This is a genomic window from Gillisella taibaishanensis (assembly GCF_001938985.1).
Taxonomy (GTDB): Bacteria; Pseudomonadota; Alphaproteobacteria; order Rhizobiales; family Rhizobiaceae; genus Allorhizobium; species Allorhizobium taibaishanense.
Map to the genome: position 1 here is coordinate 279,734 of NZ_MKIN01000020.1, position 25,166 is coordinate 304,899.

Below are 25,166 nucleotides of genomic sequence, written 5' to 3' on the forward strand. Positions count from 1 at the left end.
CTTCCAAGCCGGATGCAGTATCTGTGTTTGGCAATGATCCAAATGGGTCTCGAATGGCGAGCGCGTGAGTTCGCCATTCGCTTAATAGCGAACCATCGATCCTTTTCAGGACATTCCTTCCATCAATAATTCACCAGCATGTTGCTGCCGAAGTCCTGTTGGACACCCAGCAGCGGTGCTGCGCGGCGGATGATGTCGCGCACCATCGGGGCTGCTGTATTGGTTGCAAATGTCAGGCCGTGTTCTCCTGTCAGCGGTTCATCGCAGAAGGAGAGGATCACATATTTCGGCTTGTCGATGGGAAAGGCCGCCAGATAGGCGTTGAAGCTGAGGACGTGCGAGTAGACGCCGTGGATGACCTTGTTGGCCGTTCCCGTTTTTCCGCCGACGTGGAAGCCGGGCACATCGGCGCTTTTGCCAGATCCCTGTTCACCGTTCAGCTTGAACAGGGCACGAATGGTGTCGCTGGTGGTCTTCTTGACGACCATATGGCCCGCCTTTTCAGCCTCCTTCGCGGTGCGGGGCAGGAAGGTCGGCTCGATAAGCTCTCCACCATCGACAAGGGCAGCACCGGCAACGGCCGTCTGCAGCGGTGTCGTCGCAACGCCATGGCCGAAGGAGATCGTGATCGAGCTGATCTTGCTCCAGACCCTGGGCTGCGTCGGCGCCTTCACCTCGGGCAGTTCCGTCTGCAATTTCGTCAGCAGTCCGAATCGGGTCAGATAGTCCCGCTGCGCATCGACGCCCACCACCTGCATCATCTTCGCCGTACCGATATTCGAGGAGTAACGGAAAACTTCAGGAACGGTCAGGAATCGGCGTGGCACATCGCGGTCGTCATGAATGGTGAAACGGCCGATATGGAGAGAATCCCTGGCGTCGAAAGTGTCGGTAAGCTTCACCGAATTGGTATCGATTGCCGTTGCCATGGAGAAGGTCTTGAAGGTCGATCCCATTTCGAACGTGCCGTTCGACATCCGGTTCAGCCAGCCATCGCCACCCGTCGCCTGGGGGTCGTTGGGGTCAAAGTCGGGCACCGAGGCCATGGCCAGTACTTCGCCAGTATGGATGTCCAGAACGACGGCACCGGCAGCCTTGCTTTTATAGGTTGTCAGCGCATCCGAGACGACGTCGTGGACGATGTTCTGGACGCGCAGATCTATGGATAGATGCAGCGGTTCCAATTCGCTGCGGGTGGCGAGCCCGGTAGCGGCCAGTTCTGATAAGCCCTGGGCATCAATGTATTTCTCCATGCCGGCGACGCCGCGGTTGTCGACATCGACATAGCCCAGAATATGGGCTGCGGTGCGCCCGCCCGGATAGAAGCGCTTGACCTCCGGGCGAAAGCCGACGGCGGGAATGCCAAGCTTCATCACCTGGTTCTGCTGGCTCGGCGTCAACTGGCGCTCCAGCCAGGCAAAGTGCGATTTGCGATCCGAAAGCTTTTTATAGAGGCTCTTTCTATCGATATCGGGAAAAAGCGTCGCAAGCTTTTCCACTGCTTCATCGACGTCGACAATGCGGTGCGGATCGGCAAACATCGACACCGTGCGAATATCTGTTGCCAGGATTTCGCCATTGCGGTCGAGAATGTCGGGGCGCCATGCGATCTGTGGTGGCGCAGGGCCGATCGCCGTATCGTTGAGCTTTTCTGTGCCGAGATAAACCAGCTTGATGACGATGGCGACGTAAAACAGCGCTATCATTGCGGACAGAAGTGCAATGCGCGGCTTTGTTCTTTGGTGGCGGGCGTGAGGATTGCCGCGCCCGCGATGTCGGGAAAGCCCGCGCAGTCGAAGCTCAACAATGCGCCCAGCCTTCGAACTAAAATAATGAAGAGTCGACATCCAACTCAGCCCCGTATTGCAGAGGTAACCGGCTAGTTAATTTGGCTTAAAAATCTATTAAAATGCACGCTGACTCACGTTTCGTTGATGTCACCCGCTTTTGTCTTGCTGGCAATAGATCGCCCGGCCGGTTCCTCCGGAGGGATGACGAGATCGGCGAGTTCGCGTTGCGACAGGCGTGCGAGATCCGGATGCAGCAGGGGATCTGGCGGCGTCAAGCGCTGGCGAGCGCGCCAAGGCAGCAATCTCGAAACGACGCATCTGAGCATGATCATGAACTTTGCCTCGATCGCAGTGGTTTGACCGGTTTAAGTAGGCGGGCGGCAGAGAGCGTGCTTGAGCGGCGAGTGAAGACGGCTCAAACCGAGAAGGTTTCTCCTGATTTTCTAAAGGACGTAAGTTTGAAAGCAATTGAGTTTACGTGTCTTTGCCTATAGCTTTTCTATATGATGAAACTCAATCTTGTGCATCTCAATGGGTTGCGGGCTCTTGAGGCCGTTGGGCGGCTTGGCTCGCTTCAGGCCGCGGCCAACGAGCTTGGCGTATCTGTCGGCGCGGTCAGCCAGCAGGTGATCAAGGCAGAGGAGCAGCTACAGCTGCACTGTTTCGAGCGGACCAGCCGGGGCATGGTCGCAACCGATGGGGCCGTGCCGGTGCTCGCGCGACTTACGGCAGGCTTCCAGCATTTGAACGATGCCGTGGCGCAGGCCCTGCGGAGCGATGAGACCGTTCTGACGATTTCCGTTGCCCCGGTTTTTGCCGCGCGTTGGCTGGTGCAGCGTATCGGCACCTTTTCCGAGCGTTTCCCGGATATTCGCCTGCGGATGGAGGCGACCGACCGGCTGATCGATCCCTCCGCTTCCGATGTTGATCTCTGCATTCGCGTCGGTCGCGGCCACTGGCCGGGGCTGCGCGCAGAGCTTCTGCTGGAACAGCGCGTCTATCCCGTCTGCGCGCCGGCGCTTGCGGCTCGGCTGCAATCGCCCGCCGATCTCATCGATATGCCTGTCGTGGAAGACGCGCGCGCCATGTTTACGTGGGATCTGTGGCTATCGGCGGCAGGGCTTGCCGGCCAAGTCTGCACGCGGCATGCCTTCAGCGAGGCCTCGCTCTGCCTTGATGCGGCATTGGCCGGGCAGGGGGTCTTCCTGGCCTGGCAGACGATTGCCGCGCACCATTTGCAGCAGGGGCAATTGGTGGCACCCTTCGGGCCGGCGGTGAAGACCGGCCTTGGCCATTATCTCGTCAGCCGCGAGGGCGCGCCCCGTAGCGGCAAAGTAGAGGCCTTCAAACGATGGCTTCGCCATGCGCTTGAGGCGGATATGGCGCGTCTTGGAGATGCGGTTCCCTTTCTTCGCGAAGATATCGCCTGAGAGAGAGGCGCCTCAGCTTTTTGTGGGCAGCGAGCGCCTTGTCGGCTGCCTCTGTTTCCTCTTGGCCGGAACATGGCTACAGTTTGTGAAATCCGGATACAGACCCATTGCCAGCAATTTGCTGACTCAAGATTGAAAAAACCGACATGTTGACCATCGAAAGTACCGCCGGGCCGGACGTGCTCAACGCCGCCACCCTGACTTCGGACGCAAGCCGCGCGACAGCGACGCCGATGATGGAGCAGTATATCGAAATCAAGGCCAACAATCCGGGGTCTCTGCTGTTTTACCGGATGGGCGATTTCTACGAGTTGTTTTTCGAGGATGCCGTCGAGGCTTCGCGGGCGCTCGGCATTACCCTCACACGGCGCGGCCAGCATCTGGGCCAGGACATTCCGATGTGTGGTGTGCCTGTCCATGCCTCCGACGATTATCTGCAAAAGCTGATCACGCTCGGCTTTCGTGTTGCCGTCTGCGAGCAGGTCGAAGACCCTGCGGAAGCCAAGAAGCGCGGCTCGAAATCCGTAGTCAAGCGCGACGTCGTGCGGCTGGTCACGCCCGGCACGCTGACGGAAGAAAAGTTGCTGTCGCCGTCTGAGACCAATTACCTGATGGCGCTGGCACGGGTGCGCGGCGGCACCGAGGAACTGGCGCTGGCCTGGATCGACATTTCCACCGGCGTGTTTCGCCTGGCTGAAACCAATCCGACCCGGCTGCTCGCCGACATTTTCCGCATCGATCCGCGTGAAGTCATCGTGTCAGACACGCTGATGCAGGACCCGGACCTGAAGCCAGCTTTCGATGTCCTTGGTCGTGTGGTCGTGCCGCAGCCGGCGGTGCTGTTCGACAGTTCGTCGGCGGAAGGCCGCATCACCCGCTATTTCAACGTCAAGACGCTGGACGGCTTCGGCGGGTTTTCAAGGCCTGAAATGGCTGCCGCGTCCGCTGCCATCTCCTATGTCGAAAAGACGCAAATATCCGAGCGCCCGCCGCTCGGCCTGCCGGAGAGGCAATCCTCGTCCTCGACCCTGTTTATCGATGCCGCCACCCGCGCCAATCTGGAACTGGTGAAAACCCTGTCCGGCCAGAAGCAGGGCTCGCTGCTCACCACCATCGATCGGACGGTGACGGGCGGCGGCGCCCGTCTTCTTGCCGAACGGCTGATGTCACCGCTGACGGAGGTTGTCGCAATCGGCGAGCGTCAGGATGCGGTTGCCTATCTGCTGACCGATGGGTTCCTGTGCGAGCGGCTGCGCGAGATCTTGAAGCGCGCGCCTGACATGCCGCGTGCCCTGTCGCGGCTGGCGCTCGACCGTGGCGGCCCGCGCGACTTGGCCGCGATCCGCTATGGCCTTTCCACCTCGGGCGATGTCGCCGGCCTGCTGCGTGGAGCGGTCCTGCCGGATGAGCTTGCGGGTGCTCTGACCGATCTCGAAATGCTGTCGCCGACGCTGGAGCATCTGCTGGCCTCGCAGCTTGCCGAAGACCTGCCGCTGTTGAAGCGTGATGGTGGGTTTTTGAGGGAGGGGGCCGACGAGGCGCTGGACGAGGTCCGCGCGCTGCGCGATCAGTCGCGTCGGGTCATCGCCGGGCTGCAACTGCAATATGCCGAGGAAACCGGCATCAAGTCGCTGAAGATCAAGCATAACAATGTGCTGGGCTATTTCATCGAGGTGACGGCGGGCAATGCCGGGCCGCTGACAGAGGGGGAGGCCAAGGCGCGCTACATCCATCGTCAGTCCATGGCCAATGCCATGCGCTTCACCACGACCGAGCTCGCCGATCTCGAAAGCCGGATCGCCAATGCCGCCGGTCAAGCGCTGGAGATTGAACTGGCCGCCTTCGAGCGCATGCGGCTGGCCGTCGTTGCCGAGGCCGAAGCTATCAAGAAGGCGGCCCGCGCGCTTGCCGTGATCGACGTTGCCGCCGGCCTTGCGGTTCTGGCCGAGGAACAGGGCTATTGCCGACCGCTGGTCGATGACAGCAGAATGTTCAACATCGTTGCCGGCCGCCATCCCGTTGTCGAGCAGGCGCTGCGCAAGCAGGCGGCAAGCCCCTTCATTGCCAACAATTGTGATCTTTCTCCGAAAGGCGAACAGAAGCACGGCGCAATCTGGATGCTGACCGGCCCGAACATGGGCGGTAAGTCTACCTTCCTGCGCCAGAACGCGCTGATCGCTATTCTCGCGCAGATGGGTTCTTTCGTGCCGGCCGGATCGGCCCATATCGGTATCGTCGACCGGCTGTTTTCCCGCGTCGGTGCCTCAGACGACCTAGCGCGTGGCCGCTCGACCTTCATGGTGGAAATGGTCGAGACGGCGGCGATCCTCAACCAGGCCGGCGAACGGTCGCTGGTTATTCTTGACGAGATCGGTCGTGGAACGGCAACCTTCGATGGTCTCTCCATCGCCTGGGCGACGGTCGAGCATCTGCATGAGGTCAACCGCTGCCGTTCGCTGTTTGCCACCCATTTCCATGAGCTGACGGCACTGTCGGAAAAGCTGGGCCGTCTGTCCAATGTGACGATGAAGGTCAAGGAATGGCATGGCGATGTAATCTTCCTGCATGAGGTGGGCGCCGGTGCCGCCGACCGCTCCTACGGCATTCAAGTGGCCCGACTGGCAGGTTTGCCCTCGACGGTAGTCGAGCGGGCGCGGGCGGTGCTGTCGCAGCTCGAGGAGACAGACCGCAAGAACCCGGCCAGCCAACTGATCGACGATCTGCCGCTGTTTCAGGTCAGTCAGCGCCGGGAAGCCAGAGCTGCCGATGCTGCGGCATCTGCAGTGGAGGAGGCGCTTCGGGGGCTCAACCTCGACGACCTGACGCCACGCCAGGCCCTGGACGCCCTTTATGGACTGAAAGGCAAGCTGTCGAAAACCTGAAACCGATCTGTTTTCGTTTGGTCGAAAAACGAAACATAAGGATTTAAGGAATCCTCCGCTATCCTGTTGCCCGCAGCGCCTTAAAAACGCTAAACCCGTCACAGAAAAAGCCGTCGACTTGCAAACGGCAGGGAACAGATATCCGGACGATCATGGCACAGCACGACCTCACAGACGCGACGCTCCCCGATTTCACGGCCCTGGAAGCGGAATGCATGGCTATCGTGCAGCAGAACGGCAAGGCGCTGGACATGCGCGCCGCCATCCTGCCGCTGCTCAAAAAGGCAAGCGCCGATGGCCGGGATGCCGCACTGCGTCACCTGATTGCCCACGGTAGCGGTCTCGAATGCGCCGGCATGATTTCCAACGTGCAGGACCGGCTGATTTCGCTGGTGCACCGGATCGTTTCGCAGGCTGTCTATCCCACGACCGGGTCGGAATTCGCGGTGGCAGCCGTTGGCGGTTATGGCCGCAGCACGCTGGCGCCGGGCTCGGATATCGATCTGCTGTTTCTTCTATCGGTCAAGGCCGGTGCCGACGCCCGCAAGGCAGTGGAGTTCCTGCTCTACATTCTGTGGGATCTCGGCTTCAAGGTCGGCCACGCCACCCGCACGGTCGAGGAATGCATCCGGCTGGCGCGCACCGACATGACCATCCGCACCGCGATCCTCGAAACCCGCTTCATCTGCGGCGAGACGACGCTGGTCGCCGAACTGGAGAAGCGCTTCAACGCGGAAGTGGTGGAAAAAACCGCGCCCGAATTCATCGCCGCCAAGCTTGCCGAACGCGACGAGCGCCACCGCAAGGCGGGCGACACGCGCTATCTGGTCGAGCCGAATGTCAAGGAAGGCAAAGGCGGGCTACGCGACCTGCATACGCTGTTCTGGATCGCCAAATATTACTACCGGATTTCCGATCCGGCCGATCTGGTCAAGCTTGGGGTGCTGTCGCGCCAGGAATGGCGGATGTTCCAGAAATCCGACGATTTCCTCTGGGCAGTGCGCTGTCACATGCATTTTGCCACCGGGAAGCCGGAAGAGCGCCTGTCTTTCGACCTCCAGCCGGAAATCGCCCGCAATCTCGGCTATAGCGCCCGGCCAGGCCTGTCTGAGGTCGAGCGCTTCATGAAGCATTATTTTCATGTCGCAAAGAATGTCGGTGACCTCACGCGTATCATCTGCGCCAGCCTCGAAGATAAGCAGGCCAAGGCGGCCCCTGGCCTGACGGCTGCGATCGGCCGTTTCGCCCATCGGCCACGACGCATTCCCGGCACGCCCGAATTCATCGAGGATCGCGGCCGGATCGCGCTCGCCAGTGCCGACGTGTTCAAGCGCGACCCGATCAATATCATGCGCTTCTTCCATGTCGCCGATCTACATGGGCTGGAATTTCATCCCGATGCGCTGAAGGCGATCACCCGGTCGCTGCCGCTGATCGATCATTATTTCCGCGAAAGCGAAGAGGCCAACCGACTGTTTCTGTCGATCCTGACCTCGAAGCGCGATCCGGCCCTGATGCTGACGCGGATGAACGAGGCGGGCGTGCTCGGCAAGTTTATCCCGGATTTCGGCCGCATCGTCTCAATGATGCAGTTCAACATGTATCATCACTACACCGTTGATGAGCATCTGATCCGCTCCGTCGGCATCCTTGCGGAAGTCGACCAAGGCAAGCATGACGACATTCATCCGCTTGCCGTCAAGTTGATGCCGAATATCGAGGAGCGCACCGTGCTGTTCGTGGCGGTGCTGCTGCATGACATTGCCAAGGGTCGCCAGGAAGACCATTCGATTGCCGGCGCCAAAGTAGCGCGACGTCTGGGACCGCGCCTTGGCCTCAACGACAAACAGACCGAACTGGTCGTATGGCTGATCGAACAGCACCTGCTGATGTCCATGGTTGCCCAGACCCGCGACCTTCACGACCGCAAGACCATCACCGATTTTGCCGAAAAGGTGCAGTCACTCGACCGCTTGCGGATGCTGCTGGTGCTGACGGTCTGCGATATCCGCGCCGTTGGCCCTGGTGTGTGGAACGGCTGGAAAGGCCAGTTGCTGCGCACTCTCTACTACGAGACCGAACTGCTACTTTCGGGCGGCTTTTCCGAAAGCCCGCGCAAGGAGCGCGCCAAACATGCCGCCGAGCAATTGGCAGCAGCCCTATCCGACTGGAGCCAGAAGGACCAGAAGACCTATAGCAAGCTGCATTACCAGCCCTATCTGCTGACGGTGCCGCTTGAGGACCAGGTCCGCCACGCCCAGTTCATCCGCCAGGCAGACAAGGCCAACCAGGCGCTGGCGACCATGGTGCGCACCCATTCCTTTCACGCGATCACCGAGATCACCGTATTGGCGCCCGACCATCCGCGCCTGTTGTCGATCATTGCCGGCGCATGTGCTGCGGCAGGCGCCAACATCGCCGACGCGCAGATCTTCACCACGTCCGATGGCCGGGCGCTGGACACAATCCTCGTCAACAGGGAATTTCCCGTGGATGAGGACGAGATGCGCCGCGGCAATACGATCAGCAAGATGATCGAGGATGTGCTGGCCGGCAAAAAACGCCTGCCTGAAGTGATTGCCACCCGCGCCAAGGGCCGCAAGCGCAACAAGACCTTTATCGTCAAACCCTATGTGACGATTTCCAACACGCTCTCAAACAAGTTCACGGTTATCGAGATCGAATGCCTCGACCGCATCGGCTTGCTGGCGGAGGTGACGGCCGTGCTGTCGGATCTGTCGCTCGACATTCACTCGGCCCGCATCACCACCTTCGGCGAAAAGGTCATCGATACCTTCTATGTCACCGATCTCGTTGGCCAGAAGATTACCAATGAAAACCGCCAGGGCTCGATTGCCGCCCGCCTGAAGGCGGTTATGAGCGAGCAGCCGGACGAGTTGCGCGAGCAGATGCCCTCAGGCATTATCGCTCCCGCCGCGACCCGGTCGCCGGCTGCCCCGAAGAAAGTCCGCGCCTGAGATGTCACTCGTCAAGAAGTTCATGACCGTTGGCGGTGCCACGCTCGGCAGCCGGCTGTTCGGGTTTGCCCGCGAAACCCTGATGGCAGCAGCCCTTGGCACCGGGCCGATGGCGGACGTCTTTTATGCCGCCTTCCGCTTTCCCAATCTCTTTCGCCGGCTGTTTGCCGAAGGTGCCTTCAACGCCGCCTTCGTGCCGTTGTTTTCCAAGGAAATCGAGGCGAACGGGCTGGATGGCGCCAAGCGCTTTTCGGAAGAAGTTTTCGGCGTTCTCTTCACGGTCCTGCTGCTGATTACCATCGTCATGGAGCTTTCCATGCCGCTGCTGGTGCGCTTCGTCATCGCGCCGGGCTTTGCCGATGATGCCGAGAAATTTTCACTGACAGTTCGGCTGGCGGCGGTGATGTTTCCCTATCTGATGTGCATGTCGCTGACGGCGATGCTGAGCGGCATGCTGAATTCGCTGCACCATTTCTTCGCCGCCGCAGTCGCGCCGATCTTCCTCAATGTGGTGATGATCAGCGCGCTGTTTTATGCGCTGTACTACGGCGTCGAGCCTGTTGTGACTGCCTGGTATCTCTCCTGGTCGGTGCTGGTGGCGGGGCTCTTGCAATTGCTGGTCGTCTATATCGGCGTGCGTCATGCCGGCATCCGGCTCGGCTTCAAATGGCCAAGGATCACGCCTAATGTGAAACGGCTGCTGGTGCTGGCGGTGCCGGCGGCGGTGACTGGAGGTATTACCCAGATCAACCAGTTGATCGGCCAGGCGATTGCGTCCTCCAAGGAAGGCGCGATTGCCGCCCTGCAATATGCCGACCGTATCTATCAACTGCCGCTCGGCGTTGTCGGCGTTGCCGTTGGCGTGGTGCTTTTGCCGGAATTGGCGCGGGCGCTGAAATCCGACCATCAGCGCGAGGCTTCGACTATCCAGAACCGCTCGATTGAGTTCGTGCTGTTCCTGACGCTGCCGGCTGCCGTCGGCCTCTGGGTCCTATCTGACGATATTATCCGGGTGCTTTACGAGCGTGGTGCTTTCACGGCCCACAACACCAGTATCGTCGGTGCAATCCTGGCCTGGTACGGTCTGGGCCTCCCCGGCTTTGTGATGATCAAGGCGCTGCAGCCCGGTTTTTATGCCCGCGAGGATACCAAGACGCCGATGCGTTTTACCGGCATCTCCGTCGTCGTCAACTCAGGCCTTGCGATCTCGCTGTTTCCGATTTTGCAGGAACGCGGTATCGCCATTGCCGAGGCAAGTGCTGGCGCGATCAATACCGTGCTGCTCTTCACCATGCTGGTAAGGCGCGGTCATCTGCAGGTGGAATGGGCGCTGGTGTCGCGTGCGCTTCGATTGCTGCTCGCAGCACTGGCCATGGGCGCGGCGCTGATGGCCCTGTCAGGCTTTTTCGCGCCCTATGGCGGCGTGGGGGCGCCCTTCCTCCACAAGGTCCTGGCGCTGTTTGCTCAGATCGGTGTGGCCATGGTTGTCTACTTCACACTCGCCTTTTTGATCGGCGGCGCAGATATCGGCATGCTCAGACGCAATCTGAAGCGCAGGGGCAAGGCAAGCGCTGGCGATACGGCCGCTGCCAAGGATAACAGTGATGCAGAATAAGCCCACCAAGCGCATTGCCACCGTGACCCTGGTGGTTGATGATTACGACCGCGCACTCGCCTTCTATTGCGGCAAGCTCGGCTTTGCCTGCGAAGCCGATATCGGTCTCGGTGGCGGCAAGCGCTGGGTGGTCGTCTCGCCCGGCAATGGGGCAGGGTTGCTCCTCGCCTTGGCAGAAGGCGAGATGCAGCGGGTCGCAATCGGCCATCAGACCGGCGGCCGCGTGGCTTTCTTTCTGGAAACCGACGATTTCGCTCGCGATCATGCCGCCTTTATCGCAGCCGGCGTTACCTTCCGCGAGGACCCGCGCCACGAGCCCTATGGGACGGTTGCCGTGTTCGAAGATCTCTACGGCAATCTCTGGGATCTGATCGAGCGAAAATTATAAGCCGCGCTCACCCCGTGCCCGCTTGATTGGTGCGGCGGCGATGTGCATAAGCGCCAAGATAATCCATCACGAGGTACCAGGCCCTCCACAAGCCTGCTGAGGTCGATCATGAGCGAATTCAAGCCGCTGGTTTTCTCCGGCGTTCAGCCTACCGGCAATCTTCATCTTGGCAATTACCTCGGCGCGATCCGCAAATTCGTCGCGCTCCAGGATAATAACGACTGCATGTATTGCGTCGTCGACCTGCATGCGCTGACCGCGCAACTGGTGCATGACGACATGCGCAGCCAGATCCGCTCGATCACGGCGGCGTTTCTGGCGGCCGGCATCGATCCGGTAAAGCATATCGTCTTCAACCAGAGCCAGGTGCCGCAGCACGCCGAACTTGCCTGGATCTTCAACTGCGTCGCCCGCATGGGCTGGATGGAGCGGATGACGCAGTTCAAGGACAAGGCCGGCAAGGACCGCGAACGTGCCTCGCTCGGGCTGTTTGCCTATCCGAGCCTGATGGCAGCCGACATTCTCGTCTACCGCGCCACCCATGTGCCTGTTGGCGAAGACCAGAAGCAGCACCTTGAGTTGACCCGCGACATCGCCATGAAGTTCAACCTTGATTTTGAGCAACAGATCCGGCCGAGCGGTTTTGGTGTCGATATCACCGTTGGCGATCAGCCGGTGCATGCCTATTTCCCGATGGTCGAGCCGCTGATCGACGGGCCGGCGCCCCGCGTGATGAGCCTGAAGGACGGCACCAAGAAGATGTCTAAATCCGATCCGTCGGACTTGTCGCGCATCAACCTTATGGACGATGCCGAAGGGATCGCGAAGAAGATCCGCAAAGCGAAGACGGATCCCGACGCGTTGCCGAGCGAAGTGGATGGGCTGAAGGGCCGCCCCGAGGCCGACAATCTCACCGGCATCTATGCAGCGCTGGCCGACAAGACCAAGACGGATGTGCTTGCCGAATTCGGCGGCCAGCAGTTCTCGGTGTTCAAACCTGCACTGATCGACCTTGCTGTCGAGGTGCTCGCGCCGATCAACGGCGAAATGCGCCGTCTGATGGACGATCCCGGCCACATCGATGCCGTGCTGCGGGACGGTGGTGCGCGTGCGCGGGCGCGCGCTGAAAAAACCATGACGGAAATCCGCGACATTATCGGCTTCGTGCGCTAAGTTCTGTCAGTGGCGGCGTGAACACGCTTTTGCGCCGCCACGGCAGAATTCTACGAAGCAAGGCTGGCCATGGTATCCAAGCGTCTATCGCGTCTCGAAGGACATCGGCGAAAGTTTCTCGCCGTTATCGACGATACTCCGGAATGTTCGCGGGCCGTGCATTATGCCGGCCGGCGCGCCAAAAACTCCAATGGCGGCTTGGTGCTGCTCTATGTGATCCCCGAGGGTGATTTCCAGCAATGGCTGGGCGTCGAGGAGATCATGCGTGCCGAGGCCCGTGAAGCCGCCGAGGCCGTCATGGCCAAATCAGCTCAAACGGTGCGCGAGACCATCGGGCTGGAGCCTGAAATCGTCATCCGCGAAGGCAGTGCTGCCGAAGAAATCAAGGCAGTGATCGAGGATGATCGCGATATCGCAATCCTGGTTCTCGCGGCTGGTTCTGCCAAGGACGGGCCGGGGCCGCTGGTGTCGATGATTGCCGGTCGTGCGCAAGCCTTCCCGATCCCCGTAACGGTGCTGCCGGATGCGCTGAGCAACGAGGAAATCGACGCTTTGTGTTGAGCGGCCTTTACCCTCAAGATCTGGCTCGCGCGGTATCCCGTTGGGGCAAGGTTTATTTGTCAGCGGCGCTTGAAGCGGGTGGCTCGAGGGTTTATTTTCCAGCAACGGATACATGCCGCGCAAAGCTGCTGAACTGCCTTGCGATGACGGCATGCCAAAACAAATCTTGAAGCGAGACGCGCGTGTGTAATGCTGCGGCGCGCTTCAAATCGGATCGGATGGCCGGTCCGCAAGGAGCTTTTCATGTTCATTCAGACCGAGTCCACGCCCAATCCGGCCACGCTTAAGTTTCTGCCGGGCAAGGTTGTTATGGAAAATGGGACGGCGGAGTTTCGCGACCGCGATGCAGCCATGGCCTCGCCGCTTGCCGAAAAGCTGTTCGCCATTCCCGGCGTCACCAGCGTCTTCTTCGGCTACGATTTCGTCACGGTCACCAAGGACAGCGCCGAATGGCCGCATTTGAAGCCAGCGATCCTCGGCTCGATCATGGAGCATTTCATGAGCGGCGCGCCAATCATGGGCGGCGGCGCAACCAGTGATGAGGACCCGGACGGCGAATTCTTCAACGAAGGCGACGAGTCGATCGTTGCGACCATCAAGGAACTGCTGGAAACCCGGGTTCGTCCTGCGGTCGCGCAGGATGGCGGCGATATCACGTTCCGTGGCTTCCGCGACGGCAAGGTCTTCCTCAATATGAAGGGCTCCTGTGCAGGCTGCCCGTCGTCGACGGCGACGCTGAAGCACGGTGTGCAGAACCTGCTGCGCCACTTCATACCCGAAGTTCAGGAAGTCGAAGCTGTCTGACGATAGTACGGCTTCAAGTATGACAGGCATGCGCGGTTTGGTGTGGAAGACAGGCAGACGATGATGCTTTTGGCAGTCGACACCGCGGGCATTGATTGTGCTGTGGGCCTTTACGATAGTGGCAAGGATCAGATGCTTGCCCAAGCCTGCGAGACTATCGGTCGTGGCCATGCTGAAAAGCTGATGGGCATGATCGACGAGGTGCTGGATCAGGCGGGCGTTGCGCTGTCCGACGTGCAGAGAGTGGCAGTGACCATTGGTCCAGGCTCCTTTACCGGTATCCGGGTGGGTCTGTCGGCGGCACGCGGCTTGGCTCTTGCTCTTGGTGCGGAGATTGTTGGCGTCACCACGCTGGCAGCGCTTGCTGCAGCGGAACGGCGTAAGTCAGGTGCCGTCCCGGTTTTGGCCGCCATGGATGCCAAGCGTGATGAAGTCTATGTCCAGTCATTTGCTGCCGACGCCACGCCGTTGGGTGAGGCGCAGGTTTTGCCGATAGAGGCTTTCGTCGATCTGGCGGAGACCTTTCTGACGCAGTCCGATGCGCGGGTGACCGGCTCGGCACGCCGTTTTCTTGATGCTGCCGCTCCCGGCGTTGGCGAGACAGCGGTTGCGGCAGGGGAGGCGGATCACTTTCCAATCGAAGATATTGCCCGGCTGGCAGCGGTGGCGCAGGCTTCGGGCAAGCCGAAGCCGCTCTACTTGCGTGGTCCTGATGTGAAGCCTCAGGCCGGCTTTGCCGTGGCGCGGGCTTGAATTGCTTTTGACGACGGCCCGTTGTGACGCAACTGGTTAAAATTGCAGCAGTTTTTCAGTATAAATCCCACGCGATCTTAGGGATTTTCAGCTAGAGTATGAGTCGCGTCGGAATGAACATGTTTTCATTGTCCTGACTCTGGGGAGGGTCTCATGCTTGAAGCCATTTTTGCCCGCAAAGCCGAATTCGAAGTCGTCGCCATGGGGCTTGACGATTGCCACGATGTCTCGGACCTCCATGGCCAGCGTTTTTCGCGTCCATGGAACGACGGCGAGTTCGAGAGCCTGCTTTTACAGCCCAATTCCTTTGGTTTCGTCATCCGTCAGACCAACACGCTGATGTTCAAGCCACAATTGAGCGGTTTCGTTCTCGCCCGTGAAGTGGCTGGTGAAGCTGAAATTCTGACGATTGCTGTCCATGAAAAGTCGGCCCGCAACGGTCTTGGCTGGCGCCTGATGCAGGCCGCCATGCGCGAATCGCGGGTGCGCGGCGGTGAAATCATGTTCCTTGAGGTCGATGATGGCAATCATTCCGCCATCAATCTCTATCGCAAGCTTGGCTTCGAGACCGTTGGTGAAAGGCCGGCTTACTATGCCGATACCAATGGCCGTCGCAGCGCAGCGCTTGTCATGCGGCGCGATCTTCGCTAACTCGTGACTGTTGCATTTCACGAGCATGCCGGAGCCCTATGACGGAAACGCCGAAATCGCTGGAGGAACTCTGCGCCGAGCGTGGCATGCGTATGACCGAACAGCGCCGGATCATCGCCCGCATCCTTGAAAGCTGCGACGATCATCCCGATGTCGAGGAATTATACCGACGCTCCTCGGCGGTCGATGCAAAGATCTCTATTTCGACCGTCTATCGCACCGTCAAGCTGTTCGAGGATGCCGGCATCATCGCCCGCCACGATTTTCGCGACGGACGCTCCCGCTACGAGACGATGCCGGAAGAGCATCACGACCATCTGATCGATCTGAAAACCGGTCGGGTGATCGAATTCCGTTCGGCGGAGATCGAGGCATTGCAAGAGCGTATTGCCCGTGAGCTCGGTTTTCGGTTGGTGGATCACCGGCTGGAACTCTATGGCGTGCCTTTGAAAAAGGACGAGACGTGAGTGCTTCTACCGTTGCGGGGACGGGGTGGGCCTCATGATCGCCATTCGCACCGTCCTGCTGCTCTCCCTGCTGATTATCGTCACGCTTATCATGCTGCCCCTGCAATTGCTGGGCTTGGCATTCGATCTGAAGCTGCGCCGTTACCTGCCGCGCTACTGGCACAAGGTTGCCTGCTTCGCGCTCGGCATCCGGGTGAGGGTGCATGGTCGGCTGGAGGGCAAGCGCCCGCTAATGCTGGCTGTCAACCACTGTTCCTGGACGGATATCCTGGTGCTGAGTTCGGTGGCCGATGTCGCCTTCATCGCCAAGATGGAAGTGTCGGAATGGCCGATTTTCGGCACGCTGGCTAAGCTTCAGAAGAGCATCTTCATCCGCCGCGAGGAAAAGCGCTCCTCGGGCGAACAGGTCAATGATATCGCCGCCCGCATGGCGGCTGGTGAAATCGTCGTACTCTTTCCCGAAGGCACGACGTCTGATGGCAACAGGCTGTTGCCGATCAAGTCCTCGCTGTTTGGCGCTGCCGCCATGGCGGTGCCGCTGGCGCCTGAAGGCGTGGTGCATGTGCAGCCGGTGGCTATCGCCTATACCGGCATTCACGGCATGCCGATGGGGCGGTTTCATCGCCCGCTCGTGAGCTGGCCGGGCGATGTGACGCTTGGGCCGCATCTGGCTGGGTTGCTGAAAGTGGCGGCCATTGATGTCGATGTCTGCTTCGGCACCCCCATCGCGTATACGAAGGATAGCAATCGCAAGCGGGTCAGCGCCACGGTCGAGAGCGATATCCGCCGCATGCTGCTGTCGAAGCTGCTGGGGCGCACCATCGAGTAGCCGTCCCGGCCGATCCTTTCAGTTCCAAGGCTTCGGCGCTCTTTGCTAATGGCAAGCATTGGTATAAAAGGCGCGCCATGACCCAGGAAATTTCAAGCCTTTCCCCATCGGCAGAGCCGGTGTCCGCCATGGTTGAACACGCCTCTGCTGCGCAGAAGAAGGTGTTCATCAAGACCTATGGCTGTCAGATGAATGTCTATGACAGCAGCCGCATGGCCGATGCGCTGGCGGCGGATGGCTATCAGCAGACCGAGGATATGGAAGAGGCGAACCTCGTCCTGCTCAACACCTGTCACATCAGAGAAAAGGCAGCCGATAAGGTCTATTCCGCCCTTGGTCGCCTGCGGGAAATGAAAAAGACCCGCACCGCAAAGGGCGAGGAATTCATGATCGGCGTCGCTGGCTGCGTCGCCCAGGCCGAGGGGGAGGAAATCGTCCGCCGTGAGCCGGGCGTGGATGTCGTGGTTGGCCCGCAGACCTATCACCGCTTGCCGCAGGCGCTGAAGAGGGCGCGCAGCGGCACACGGGTCGTCGATACCGACTACGCCGTTGAGGACAAATTCGAGCATCTGCCCGATCCGACCAAGATTGCCGGCAAGCGCCGGGTGGTGACGGCCTTTCTTACCGTGCAGGAAGGCTGCGACAAGTTCTGCACCTTCTGCGTGGTGCCCTATACGCGTGGCGCGGAAGTGTCGCGGTCGCTGTCTCAGTTGCTTGATGAGGCGAAACGCCTGGTCGACGGCGGCGTGCGGGAGATCACCCTGCTGGGCCAGAACGTCAATGCCTGGCATGGCAAAGCCCCTGATGGGGGCACGATGGGGCTCGGCGATCTCCTCTACAAGCTCGCTGAAATTCCCGGCCTTGCCCGGCTTCGCTACACGACCAGCCACCCGCGCGACATGGACGACCGGCTGATCGAGGCGCATCGCGACCTGCGCATGCTGATGCCCTACCTGCATCTGCCTGTTCAGTCCGGGTCTGACCGGATCCTGAAGGCGATGAACCGCAGGCACAAGGCTGCCGACTACATTGCCCTTGTCGAGCGCATCCGCCAAGTGCGGCCAGACATTGCCCTGTCTGGCGATTTCATCGTCGGCTTTCCCGGCGAGACGGACGAAGACTTCGAGGATACGATCCGACTGGTGGAGCATATTGGCTATGCCCAGGCCTTTTCGTTCAAATACTCACCACGTCCGGGCACACCAGGTGCCGATTTGCCCGACCATGTCAGCGAAGACGTCAAGACCGAGCGATTGGCGCGGTTGCAGGAATTGCTGTTGAAACAACAGCATGATTTTGCCCGCTCGCTGATCGGCCAGACCATGGACCTGTTGCTGGAAAAGCCCGGCCGCATGCCCGGACAGATTATTGGCCGTTCGCCTTGGTTGCAGTCTGTGAATGTTGATGCAAAAGCATCGCAAATAGGTGACATTATTCAGGTACGAATCACGGATATCGGCCCAAACAGCTTGTTTGGCGAAGTGGTAGAGAGTTAGCGAGCATTTCTAGCAAAACTGGAAACCGGTTTTGCGTTCGGAAATGCGGTTGAAACAAGAAGCTGGAGCATTTTTGCGTTTCCGTGAAATGCAGAATTGCTCTAGTGTAGGGGCCGGAACTGAATTCCGACAGGGAGCCTGATCGCTTGAACGCACCAGAAGTGGTAACCTCATCCTCGCGCAGTGCCAAAACGGTGGCGACCGACGCCAATCACTTCATCTTGACGTTCGAGAACAACCGGCACGCTAGCGAGCTTTTCGGCCAGTTCGAACAGAATCTGAAACTTCTCGAGCAGCGGCTACAGATCAAGGCCAGTGCGCGTGGCAATTCGGTGTCGATATCAGGCGATATCATGGCGACCAACCAGGCGCGCCGGGCACTGGATTTCCTTTATGCACGCCTTCAGAGCGGTGGCAGCGTCGATGCCTCCGATGTCGAGGGCGCCATCCGCATGGCAGTTGCGGCCGACGACCAGTTGACCCTGCCAACGATGGAACGCAAGGCCAAGCTCAGCATGGCGCAGATTTCCACCCGCAAGAAGACCATCGTCGCCCGTACGCCAACGCAAGATGCCTATATGCGGGCTCTTGAGCGCGCTGAACTGGTGTTCGGCACCGGGCCTGCCGGCACGGGCAAGACCTATCTGGCCGTAGCGCAGGCGGCACAACTGCTGGAGCGCGGCGCCGTCGACAAGATCATCCTGTCGCGCCCGGCCGTTGAAGCGGGCGAGCGCCTGGGCTTTCTGCCTGGCGATATGAAGGAGAAGGTCGATCCCTATCTGCGGCCGCTTTACGACGCGCTCTATGACATGATGCCGGGCGACAAGGTCGAGCGGGCTATCACTGCGGGTGTCATCGAAATCGCACCGCTGGCCTTCATGCGCGGACGCACGCTTGCCAACGCGGCGATCATTCTCGACGAGGCGCAGAACACCACGCAGATGCAGATGAAGATGTTCCTGACCCGTCTTGGCGAAAATTCCCGGATGATCATCACCGGCGATCCGAGCCAGGTGGACCTGCCGCGCGGCGTCAAATCCGGTCTGGTCGAAGCCCTCGAAATCCTAAACGATGTCGAAGGCGTGTCCTTCGTCCGCTTCAAGGATGTCGATGTGGTCCGCCATCCGCTCGTCGGTCGTATCGTCCGGGCCTATGACGCGCAATATACCCAGCCGGCTCCTTATCAGGCTCCGGCAATGCAAGCCTCGCCTCAGGCAGGAGAAAGCGAAACGGCGGAGTGATATACTCCGTCTCTTGAGCCATGCAGAAACTCGATATTCAGATTGCAGTCGAGGCCGAGGGTTGGCCTGAAGAGGCCGAACTCGAAGCCTTGAGCGCAAAAATTTTGGTTCATGCGGCAGATTTTCTGGAAGCGCAGGGCCAGCCTTTTACTCCGATGCCAAGCGAAGTGTCGCTGGTCTTTACCGATGACGCCGAAATCCAGGCGATCAACAGCGAATGGCGCGCCAAGGATAAGCCAACAAACGTGCTATCCTTTCCTGCTTATCCGCTGAAGCCCGGTCATAAGCCTGGCCCGATGCTGGGCGATATCGTCATTGCCCGTGAGACGGTGGAGCGCGAAGCCGACGAGCTTGAGAAAAGTTTTTCGGATCATCTGACGCATTTGATGGTTCATGGATTTCTCCATCTTTTCGGTTATGATCACATGACCGAGGAAGAGGCGGAGGAAATGGAGGGACTTGAGACTCGCATTTTGGCCGGTCTTGGCCTATCAGATCCCTATGCGGGTCAAGTCCCGGTTTGATAGAACGGTAAGATGAGCGATTTTTCGACACGTACGGCCGGTGAGGCCACAAAGGAGCAGGACGGCTCCTCCTCTGAAGAGGGTTCCAGTCCGCAGCGAAGTTCCGCGGCCCACAAGCCGCAATCCTCTTTCTGGGCGCGCGCCGCCCGGATCTTGAAGCCTGCAGGCGCCAGCCTGCGCGAGGACATCGCCGATGCGCTGATGTCCGACAGGGCCGCTGAAGAGGCCTTTTCCGCCGAAGAGCGGGCCATGCTGCATAATATTCTGAGGTTCCGCGAAGTTCGCGTCGAGGATGTGATGGTGCCGCGCTCCGACATCCACGCTGTCGATGTCGAAACCACCATCGGCGAACTGATGACGCTGTTCCAGGAGACCGGCCATTCGCGCATGCCCGTCTATTGCGACACGCTGGATGATCCCCGCGGCATGGTGCATATCCGCGATCTCCTTTCCTATATTACCCTGAAGGCGCTGAACGGCAACGGGCTCGACCTCGCCTGCGTCGATCTCGGCGTGACGCTCGAGGCGGCGGGCATTATCCGGTCCATCCTGTTCGTTCCACCCTCCATGCAGGCGTCGGATCTCCTGGCGCGCATGCAGGCAGCCAGAACCCAGATGGCGCTTGTTATCGACGAATATGGCGGCACCGACGGTCTCGTTTCTCACGAAGACATCGTCGAAATGGTCGTCGGCGATATCGAAGACGAGCACGACAAGGAAGAGGCGCTGGTCACTCGGGTGTCCGACGATGTCTATTTGGCCGATGCGAGGATCGAACTCGAGGAGATCGCTGAGGCAATCGGCTCGGATTTCGACGTCAGCGCTGAAATGGATGAAGTCGATACCTTGGGCGGATTGCTGTCCACGGCTGTTGGGCGGGTGCCGCAGCGTGGCGAAGTGGTGCAGGCGGTTCCGGGGTTTGAACTACACATTCTCGATGCCGACCCACGTCGTGTGAAAAAGGTTCGCATCACCCGGATGGCGCCGATCGCCAAACGCATTCAGAGTGGTGATCTCCAAGTAACGCCGCACGACGGCGATTGATGAACATCCGGCGCGCTCCTCATTGCGAGCTGTCGATTTCATTCGAATATCCCGAACGACCCAAGACAGGGCGGCAGTTTTTTGAAAAACTGCCGCCCTGTTGATTTGTGGGGGCTGTGGGCGGGCGTGAGCGCGCCTGTTTGATAGCGCTCGGCTCATCCTGGAAGAATGACTGGAGAAGATGCATGGAACGGTTGGCGGCAAGGGTAATGCTTCTGGCGGGCTGGCGGCGTGCATTGCTGGCCATTGGGGCGGGCGCTGTCGGGGCGCTGTCGCTGCCGCCTGTTGGCTTCTTTGCCGCGCTGTTTGCGTCGTTCACTCTGCTGGTCTGGCTGCTCGATGGGGTGAGCGGCAACCCGGACCGTGCCGGCTCGAAGGGACTGCGCACTGCGTTCTGGATCGGCTGGCTGTTCGGTCTTGGCTATTTTGTCGCCGGTCTCTGGTGGCTGGGCAATGCGCTGCTGGTCGAAGCCGACGAATTCGCCTGGGCCTTGCCGCTCGCGGTTCTGGGGCTGCCGTCGGTTTTGGCGCTGTTCTACGGCCTTGCCTGTCTTGCCGCACGCCTTTTGTGGTCCGAAGGCGTCGGCCGCATCGCCGCGCTCGCCGCCATGTTCGGTCTCACCGAATGGCTGCGCAGCTTTGTCGCAACCGGCTTTCCCTGGAATGCGATCGGTTACGGTGCCATGCCGATCCCGTTGATGATGCAGTCGGCGGCTGTGCTTGGGCTGTTCGGGGTCTCAGCTCTTGCCGTCTTCGTCTTTTCTGCCCCCGCTCTTCTCGGTACCCGCCGCGGTGCCGGTGTCGGTCTGGGAATTGCCGCCCTACTGATCGCCTGCCATCTCGGTTACGGCGCTTATCGCCTCGCACAGCCGGAGCCGGATGGCCGCAAGGTGACGGTTCGTCTCGTGCAGCCGAATATCGACCAAGCAGCGAAGATGAGCGATACCGACAGGGTCGCAACTTTCGAGAAGCATTTGCGCCTGACCGCCTTGCCTCTGGCGCCAGGTGAACAGCCCGCAGACATCGTCGTTTGGCCCGAGACCACTATTCCCTTTATCCTCACTGAAAATCCCGATGCCTTGCGCCAGATTGCCGGCGTGCTGCGGCCGGGCCAGATACTGCTGACCGGTACGGTGCGCTCGGAAGAGCAGGGGGCCGGGACGGCGCCTCGCTACTACAATTCCATCTACGCCATCGACAGCCAGGGGCAAATCGTAGCCGCGGCCGACAAGGTCCATCTTGTGCCATTTGGGGAATACGTCCCATGGGAGGACATTCTCTCCAAACTCGGCATTTCCAATATCGTCGATATGCCTGGCGGCTTTTCTGAGGGAGCTTCACGACACTTGATGGATATTCCAGGCGGGCTCAAGCTATATCCTTTGATCTGCTATGAAGTCATCTTCCCGGACGAGATGGTTAAGGGTTTAGCGGGGGCCGATGCCATCATTAACGTTACCAACGACGCGTGGTTCGGCAATACGCCAGGTCCATATCAGCACTTTCAGCAGGCCAGATTGCGTGCAGTGGAGACGGGTCTCCCCATTATTCGCGACGCCAATAATGGCATTTCTGCCACAATTGATAGTCGCGGCCGCGTGTTTTCGGGTTTGCGATTGAACGCTGAAGGCGTGGAAACCGCAACCTTAACGGTAGGTATGCCATTGGGAATCGATGCAAACCGTAGTAAATACAACTTTTGGACGGTAACTGCTTTGTTATTATCTATGGCTGTAATTTCTCGTTTAGGTTTAATAAAGAGATTGAATTGACGGAAAACCCCTAAAAATGCATAGTGGTCTGGCTCGATGATGCTTGTGATCTGGCGCTTGAAGCGCGGACGGGTACAACGTAACGTTATGGTCAGTTGCAAGCATTATGGGTGATAACCAATTCAAACCACTGTCAGGATCGTGACATGCTCGAAAACAAAAAGAAGCCGAACCCTATCGACATTCATGTCGGTAGCCGGATTCGCCTTCGCCGCACAATGCTCGGAATGAGCCAGGAAAAGCTGGGCGAGAGCCTGGGCATTACATTCCAGCAAATTCAAAAGTACGAAAAAGGCACAAATCGGGTCGGCGCCAGCCGCTTGCAGAATATTTCAAGCATCTTGAATGTACCGGTGTCCTTCTTCTTCGAAGATGCTCCAGGCGAGCAGGTGGTTGCCGGCACCAACGGTTTCTCGGAAGCCGCCAGCTCCAACTACGTTGTAGACTTCCTGTCCTCCTCGGAAGGCCTGCAGCTGAACCGTGCCTTTGTGAAGATCAATGATCCGAAAGTACGCCGCAAGGTCGTCGATCTGGTCAAGGCTCTGGCAGCAGACGCCGACGCGGAATAACCGGGATCCCTTCATCAAGGCCCCGAAAAAAAAGCGGCGCGTGAGCCGCTTTTTTTATGCGCTGGTGACGTTTGAGAAAGCCTACTGACATAAAGATATATTTATGTCGTTGTGTCCTTGTTTTTGAGGCATGGAGCCTTTATCACAATGGCATCTGGTTCATTGAGGGGAATCCCGCATGCGCTCAAACTATCTGTTTACGAGTGAGTCCGTTTCTGAAGGTCATCCGGACAAGGTCTGCGACCGTATTTCCGATGAAATCGTCGACCTGGTGTATCGGGAAGCCGCACGGACTGGGGTCGATCCCTGGACGGTGCGCATTGCCTGCGAAACGCTGGCAACCACCAATCGGGTCGTGATCGCCGGCGAGGTCCGCCTTCCCCCGAGCCTCATGAAGACAGACAAGAACGGCAACGAGGTCATCAACCCTGCCAAGTTCAAGGCTGCGGCGCGCAAGGCTATCCGCGACATCGGCTACGAACAGGACGGCTTCCACTGGAAGACCGCCAAGATCGACGTTCTCCTGCATTCGCAGTCCGCTCATATCGCCCAAGGCGTCGACAAGTCTGCGGACCATGAAGGGAGCGAAGGCGCGGGCGACCAAGGCATCATGTTTGGTTATGCCTGCCGCGAAACCCCGGACCTGATGCCGGCCCCAATCTATTATTCCCACAAGATCCTGCAGCTTCTCTCCGCCGCCCGCAAGAAGGGCGAGGGTGAGGTGGCAAAGCTCGGTCCTGACGCCAAGAGCCAGGTTACGGTTCGCTATGTCGACGGCAAGCCCTTCGACGTTGCATCTATCGTCCTGTCCACTCAGCATCTCGACGAAAGCTGGGATTCGGCCAAGGTTCGCTCCGTCGTCGAGCCCTATATCCTTGAAGCGCTCGGCGACCTCAAGGTTGCCGACGATTGCAAGTGGTATATCAACCCTACCGGTAAATTCGTGATCGGCGGCCCTGACGGCGATGCAGGCCTGACCGGCCGCAAGATCATCGTCGACACCTATGGTGGGGCGGCCCCTCATGGTGGCGGCGCGTTCTCCGGCAAGGACACGACAAAGGTCGACCGTTCGGCAGCCTATGCGGCTCGCTATCTCGCCAAGAACGTGGTGTCCGCCGGTCTCGCCGACCGCTGCACCATCCAGATCTCCTATGCCATCGGTATCGCCCAGCCGCTGTCGATCTATGTCGACCTGCATGGCACCGGCAAATATACCGAGGATCAGGTCGAAGCGGCTGTCCGCAGCGTCATGGACCTGTCCCCGACGGGTATTCGCCGCCATCTCGATCTCAACAAGCCGATTTATGCCAAGACCTCGGCCTATGGCCATTTTGGCCGCAAGGCCGGCCGTGACGGCTCCTTCGCCTGGGAGAAGCTCGATCTGGTCAAGCCGCTCAAGGACGCCTTGAAGGCTTAAGATGATGACAACAGAACGCCGCAGCCGGGCGACCGAAGCCTTTTTCGGTCGCCGCAAGGGTAAGCCGCTTCGCGACCAGCAGGTCGAGCGGATGACCCAGCTCCTGCCGGAGCGCAAATTGGACTTGAGCACGGCAGCGCCTGCGGATCTGAAAAGTCTTTATCCCATTCCTGTCGAGCGCATTCGTCTTGAAATCGGCTTCGGCGGCGGCGAGCATCTGGCGCACCGCGCCAGAAACGACGCGGCGACCGGCTTTATCGGCGTCGAGCCCTTCGTCAATTCCATGGCCAAGCTGTTGGCCGTGATTGAAGACGAGGGCCTTCCAAACATCCGCGTTTATGACGATGATGCCACGCAATTGTTGGACTGGCTGCCGCCGGCTTTGATCGACCAAATCGATCTGCTCTACGCCGATCCCTGGCCCAAGCGTAAGCACTGGAAGCGACGCTTCGTCTCACAGGTCAATCTGGAGCGGTTTCACCGGGTGCTGAAGCCCGGCGCGATCTTCTGCTTTGCCTCTGATATTGATACCTATGTCAACTGGACGCTGCTGCATTGCCGCGATCACGGCGGCTTCGAGTGGTTGGCCGACAGTTCGGCCGATTGGCTGACGCCCTACGACGGCTGGCCGGGCACGCGCTATGAGGCCAAGGCACGCCGCGAGGGCCGCTCGTCAGCCTATCTGACGTTCCGCAGGCGCTGACGCTTACAGCTTATGACACTGCAAGACGACAAAACCCCGCGCTGGTCTCAGCGCGGGGTTTTGTTTTGAATAATGCAGG

Annotated in this window: 22 protein-coding genes; 20 read left to right on the top strand and 2 right to left on the bottom strand. The window is 59.5% G+C overall.

What is annotated here, in order from left to right:
* Positions 1 to 122 precede the first annotated feature (122 nt).
* The gene (locus tag BJF91_RS06535) at positions 123 to 1,847 is read right to left on the bottom strand and encodes a peptidoglycan D,D-transpeptidase FtsI family protein (RefSeq protein ID WP_075613669.1); all 1,725 of its coding nucleotides are present in this window, start codon (positions 1,845 to 1,847) and stop codon (positions 123 to 125) included.
* A gap of 74 nt (positions 1,848 to 1,921) precedes the next feature.
* The gene (locus tag BJF91_RS06540) at positions 1,922 to 2,122 is read right to left on the bottom strand and encodes a hypothetical protein (RefSeq protein ID WP_075613670.1); all 201 of its coding nucleotides are present in this window, start codon (positions 2,120 to 2,122) and stop codon (positions 1,922 to 1,924) included.
* Positions 2,123 to 2,293: 171 nt separating this feature from the next.
* Here BJF91_RS06540 and BJF91_RS06545 point away from each other — a divergent pair, with 171 nt between their 5' ends.
* The 20 genes from BJF91_RS06545 to trmB all read left to right on the top strand — a co-directional run bounded on the left by BJF91_RS06545 (position 2,294) and on the right by trmB (position 25,087).
* Complete coding sequence (locus BJF91_RS06545; RefSeq protein ID WP_075613671.1) at positions 2,294 to 3,220, top strand: LysR substrate-binding domain-containing protein; 927 nt, start codon at positions 2,294 to 2,296, stop codon at positions 3,218 to 3,220.
* A 146-nt stretch (positions 3,221 to 3,366) separates the two neighbouring features.
* Positions 3,367 to 6,102, top strand: coding sequence for a DNA mismatch repair protein MutS (gene mutS / locus BJF91_RS06550; RefSeq protein ID WP_075613672.1), 2,736 nt, complete (start codon positions 3,367 to 3,369; stop codon positions 6,100 to 6,102).
* A 152-nt stretch (positions 6,103 to 6,254) separates the two neighbouring features.
* Positions 6,255 to 9,080: a [protein-PII] uridylyltransferase gene (locus BJF91_RS06555; RefSeq protein WP_139310601.1), complete on the top strand. Its 2,826-nt coding sequence runs from the start codon at positions 6,255 to 6,257 to the stop codon at positions 9,078 to 9,080.
* Between the two features lies 1 nt (position 9,081).
* The gene (gene murJ / locus BJF91_RS06560; RefSeq protein WP_075613674.1) at positions 9,082 to 10,695 is read left to right on the top strand and encodes a murein biosynthesis integral membrane protein MurJ; all 1,614 of its coding nucleotides are present in this window, start codon (positions 9,082 to 9,084) and stop codon (positions 10,693 to 10,695) included.
* On the top strand, positions 10,685 to 11,083 hold the full coding sequence (locus BJF91_RS06565) for a VOC family protein (protein ID WP_075613675.1): 399 nt from the start codon (positions 10,685 to 10,687) through the stop codon (positions 11,081 to 11,083). The genes murJ and BJF91_RS06565 overlap by 11 nt, the downstream gene beginning before the upstream one ends.
* A 108-nt stretch (positions 11,084 to 11,191) precedes the next feature.
* Entirely contained in the window at positions 11,192 to 12,256 is a 1,065-nt protein-coding gene (gene trpS, locus BJF91_RS06570) for a tryptophan--tRNA ligase (protein WP_075613676.1), read from the top strand.
* 69 nt (positions 12,257 to 12,325) lie between these two features.
* Complete coding sequence (locus tag BJF91_RS06575) at positions 12,326 to 12,817, top strand: universal stress protein (protein ID WP_075613677.1); 492 nt, start codon at positions 12,326 to 12,328, stop codon at positions 12,815 to 12,817.
* 243 nt (positions 12,818 to 13,060) lie between these two features.
* A complete protein-coding gene (locus BJF91_RS06580) occupies positions 13,061 to 13,621 on the top strand; it encodes a NifU family protein (protein WP_075613839.1) in 561 nt (186 codons plus the stop codon).
* A gap of 60 nt (positions 13,622 to 13,681) precedes the next feature.
* A complete protein-coding gene (tsaB, locus tag BJF91_RS06585; RefSeq protein ID WP_075613678.1) occupies positions 13,682 to 14,374 on the top strand; it encodes a tRNA (adenosine(37)-N6)-threonylcarbamoyltransferase complex dimerization subunit type 1 TsaB in 693 nt (230 codons plus the stop codon).
* A gap of 153 nt (positions 14,375 to 14,527) precedes the next feature.
* Entirely contained in the window at positions 14,528 to 15,025 is a 498-nt protein-coding gene (locus tag BJF91_RS06590; protein ID WP_075613679.1) for a GNAT family N-acetyltransferase, read from the top strand.
* 38 nt (positions 15,026 to 15,063) lie between these two features.
* Positions 15,064 to 15,492, top strand: a complete 429-nt coding sequence (locus BJF91_RS06595) for a Fur family transcriptional regulator (protein WP_075613680.1) — start codon at positions 15,064 to 15,066, stop codon at positions 15,490 to 15,492.
* Between the two features lie 34 nt (positions 15,493 to 15,526).
* A complete protein-coding gene (locus BJF91_RS06600; protein ID WP_075613681.1) occupies positions 15,527 to 16,321 on the top strand; it encodes a lysophospholipid acyltransferase family protein in 795 nt (264 codons plus the stop codon).
* Between the two features lie 77 nt (positions 16,322 to 16,398).
* Positions 16,399 to 17,817, top strand: a complete 1,419-nt coding sequence (miaB, locus tag BJF91_RS06605; protein ID WP_075613682.1) for a tRNA (N6-isopentenyl adenosine(37)-C2)-methylthiotransferase MiaB — start codon at positions 16,399 to 16,401, stop codon at positions 17,815 to 17,817.
* A gap of 146 nt (positions 17,818 to 17,963) precedes the next feature.
* Positions 17,964 to 19,058 (top strand): PhoH family protein, encoded by a 1,095-nt coding sequence (locus tag BJF91_RS06610; protein ID WP_075613683.1) that lies wholly within the window; start codon positions 17,964 to 17,966, stop codon positions 19,056 to 19,058.
* A gap of 20 nt (positions 19,059 to 19,078) precedes the next feature.
* Positions 19,079 to 19,582: an rRNA maturation RNase YbeY gene (ybeY, locus tag BJF91_RS06615; protein WP_075613684.1), complete on the top strand. Its 504-nt coding sequence runs from the start codon at positions 19,079 to 19,081 to the stop codon at positions 19,580 to 19,582.
* Positions 19,583 to 19,594: 12 nt separating this feature from the next.
* On the top strand, positions 19,595 to 20,626 hold the full coding sequence (locus BJF91_RS06620; RefSeq protein WP_075613685.1) for a hemolysin family protein: 1,032 nt from the start codon (positions 19,595 to 19,597) through the stop codon (positions 20,624 to 20,626).
* 185 nt (positions 20,627 to 20,811) lie between these two features.
* A complete protein-coding gene (gene lnt, locus BJF91_RS06625; protein WP_075613686.1) occupies positions 20,812 to 22,398 on the top strand; it encodes an apolipoprotein N-acyltransferase in 1,587 nt (528 codons plus the stop codon).
* A gap of 146 nt (positions 22,399 to 22,544) precedes the next feature.
* Entirely contained in the window at positions 22,545 to 22,967 is a 423-nt protein-coding gene (locus tag BJF91_RS06630) for a helix-turn-helix domain-containing protein (protein ID WP_075613687.1), read from the top strand.
* 178 nt (positions 22,968 to 23,145) lie between these two features.
* Positions 23,146 to 24,384, top strand: coding sequence for a methionine adenosyltransferase (gene metK / locus BJF91_RS06635; protein WP_075613688.1), 1,239 nt, complete (start codon positions 23,146 to 23,148; stop codon positions 24,382 to 24,384).
* Position 24,385: 1 nt separating this feature from the next.
* Complete coding sequence (gene trmB / locus BJF91_RS06640) at positions 24,386 to 25,087, top strand: tRNA (guanine(46)-N(7))-methyltransferase TrmB (protein ID WP_075613689.1); 702 nt, start codon at positions 24,386 to 24,388, stop codon at positions 25,085 to 25,087.
* Positions 25,088 to 25,166: the final 79 nt, after the last annotated feature.